This window comes from Streptomyces sp. MnatMP-M17, from assembly GCF_900091995.1.
In the GTDB taxonomy this organism is placed as follows: domain Bacteria; phylum Actinomycetota; class Actinomycetes; order Streptomycetales; family Streptomycetaceae; genus Streptomyces.
The window spans coordinates 1-2,813 of sequence record NZ_FMDK01000997.1 but is presented as its reverse complement, the minus strand read 5'-3'; the positions used below and the strand labels follow the sequence as shown (position 1 = coordinate 2,813).

1 protein-coding gene is annotated in these 2,813 nt (G+C 72.2%); it reads left to right on the top strand.

Annotated elements, in window-relative coordinates; all coding sequences use genetic code 11:
- A partial coding sequence (locus GA0115259_RS34860; RefSeq protein WP_141716818.1) for an SDR family NAD(P)-dependent oxidoreductase occupies nt 1-2,813 on the top strand: 2,813 nt, incomplete at both ends.

Here is a 2,813-nt window from a genome sequence, read left to right as displayed (position 1 = left end):
CGGCGCCGTGGAGCTGCTGACCGAGGAGACGGAGTGGCCGGAGGTGGACCGTCCGCGCCGGGCCGCCGTCTCCTCCTTCGGCTTCGGCGGCACCAACGCCCATGTGATAGTCGAGGAGGCACCGCCGGAGGAGCAGACCGAGACCGAGCCCCGGCCCGAGGACACTCCCGAGGCTCCCGAGGACGAGTGGCAGCCGTTGGCCTGTGCGGTGCCGTGGCTGCTGTCGGGCCGTACGCCGGAGGCCCTGGCAGGGCAGGCGCGCAAGTTGCTCGCGGTGGCCGAGGCGGAGAGCGGCCGGTCGGAACTGGACCTGGCGTACTCCCTCGCGACGACGCGCGCGCACTTCGGCCACGGTGCGGCGGTGATCGGTGGTGACCGGGCGAGTCTGGTCGACGGGCTGCGGTCGCTGGCGGAGGGCCGGCCCGCTTCCGGTGTGGTCAGCGGTGCCCGGTCGCCGGGCAGGACGGCATTCCTCTTCTCGGGCCAGGGCGCCCAGCGGGCCGGGATGGGCCGCGAACTGTACGAGTCGTACCCGGCGTTCGCCGGTGCGCTGGACGACGTGTGCGCGCTCTTCGATCCTCATCTCGGACACTCGCTGAAGTCGGTGATGTTCGCCGCCGAGGGATCGGCCGCGGCGGCGCTGCTGGAGGAGACCGGTTTCACGCAGCCCGCGCTCTTCGCCTTCGAGGTGGCGCTGTTCCGGCTGCTGGAGTCCTGGGGTGTGACACCGGATGTGGTCGCCGGGCACTCGGTGGGCGAACTGGCGGCGGCCCATGTGTCGGGCGGCTTGAGTCTGAGCGGTGCCGTGAGGCTGGTGGCGGCCCGCGCCGGGCTGATGCAGGCGCTGTCCCGAGGCGGCGCGATGGTGGCGGTACAGGCGGGCGAGCCGGAGGTGGCCGCGCTGCTGGCGGGACGTACGGCCGAGGTGGCCGTCGCCGCGGTGAACGGCCCGTCGTCGGTGGTGGTCTCGGGCGACGAGGCGGCGGTGGAGGAGATCGCCGGCCACTTCTCGGAGCTCGGGCGCCGGACGAGCCGGCTGAAGGTGTCGCACGCGTTCCACTCGCCGCACATGGACGGGATGCTGGAGGAGTTCCGTACCGTGGCGAAGGAGGTTACGTTCGGGACTCCGCGTATCCCTGTCGTATCGACACTGACCGGACAGGTCGCCTCCGGTGATGATCTGCGGACCGCGGACTACTGGGTGGACCAGGTACGGGACGCCGTGCGGTTCGCCGACGCGGTCCGCACGCTGGAGTCCGAAGGCGTCACCACGCTGCTGGAAGTGGGCCCTGGCGGAGTGCTCAGCGCTCTGGCGGCGCAGTCGGCCGGACAGCCCGATGTCACCGTGGCCGTGCCCGCCGTGCGCGGTGGACGGCCCGAGCCCGAGGCCCTGGTCGCCGCGCTCGCCACACTTCACTGCCGAGGCACTGTGGTGGACTGGCGGTCGTTCTTCGCCGGAACCGGCGCCCGCCGGGCGGAGCTGCCCACCTATGCCTTCCAGCGGGAGCGGTACTGGCTGCGGCCGGAAGCTCCTGAGCCCACGGCGGCGGAGAACGCGCTCTTCCGTGTCGCGTGGGAGCCCGCGACCGTACCGGCACCGCAGGAGCCGCCGCGGTGGGCGGTTCTCGCACCGGCGGACGGGACGGTCGGGAGTGGGAACCTGGCCGACGCGGACCGGTACGCCGGGATCTCCGAGATCGCCGCCGCGATGGCCTCCGGGACCCGGATCGAGGCCGTACTCGTTCCCTTCCCGGCACGGTCCGCCTCGGAGGAGTTCGCCGACGGTCCGCACCGCGCACTGGAACTGGTGAGGGAGTGGCTGGCGGAGGAACGGCTTGCGGAAGTACGGCTGGTGGTCCTGACCTCGGGCGCCGTCGCGGTGTCCGAAGGCGACGACATACCGGATCTGGGAGCCGCCGCTGCCTGGGGACTGCTCCGCTCGGCGCAGTCCGAGGCGCCCGGCCGTATCGTCCTTGTCGACGCGCCCTCCGTGACGGACGCCACGCTCTCCGCCGTCGCCGCCGGCGCAGAGCCTCGGACGGCGGTACGCGAAGGCACCGTACTGACACCGCGGTTGACGGCCCTTCACAAAACTGGCCCGGCCGACTCGGACCTCGGACCGGCCGACTCGCCCTGGGGCCCCGACGGTACGGTCCTGATCACCGGCGGCACCGGCGCTCTCGGCGGTGTGTTCGCCCGGCATCTGGTGACCGGCCAGGGAGTACGTCATCTGCTGCTGGTCGGCCGCCGAGGAGAACAGGCGGACGGTGCCGACGAGTTGGTGGCGGAGCTGACCGGACTGGGAGCCACGGTCACGGTCGAGGCCTGCGATGTCACGGACCGGGAGGCCCTCGCCGCGGTGCTGGCGAGGATACCGGGCGAGCATCCGCTGACCGCGGTCGTCCACACCGCCGGAGTCCTCGACAACGGACTGCTTTCCGCGCAGAACACCGAGCGGCTGGACCGGGTGCTGAGGCCGAAGGCCGACGCGGCGTGGCATCTGCACGAATTGACCAGGGATCTGGACCTGAAGGCATTCGTGCTCTTCTCGTCCACGACCGGAGTCTTCGGCGCGCCCGGCCAGTCCAACTACGCCGCCGCCAATGCCTTCCTGGACGCGCTGGCCCGGCACCGCGCGGCCCAGGGACTTCCCGCCACCTCCCTCGCCTGGGGCCTGTGGCAGAGCCGTGGTATCAACGCGGGCCTGAGCACACGGGACTTGAGCAGATTTGCCCGCGACGGATTCCGGCCCGTGACCGACGACGAGGGACGGGCCCTGTTCGACCGGGGAGTGGCCTCGGGTGTGGCGGCGG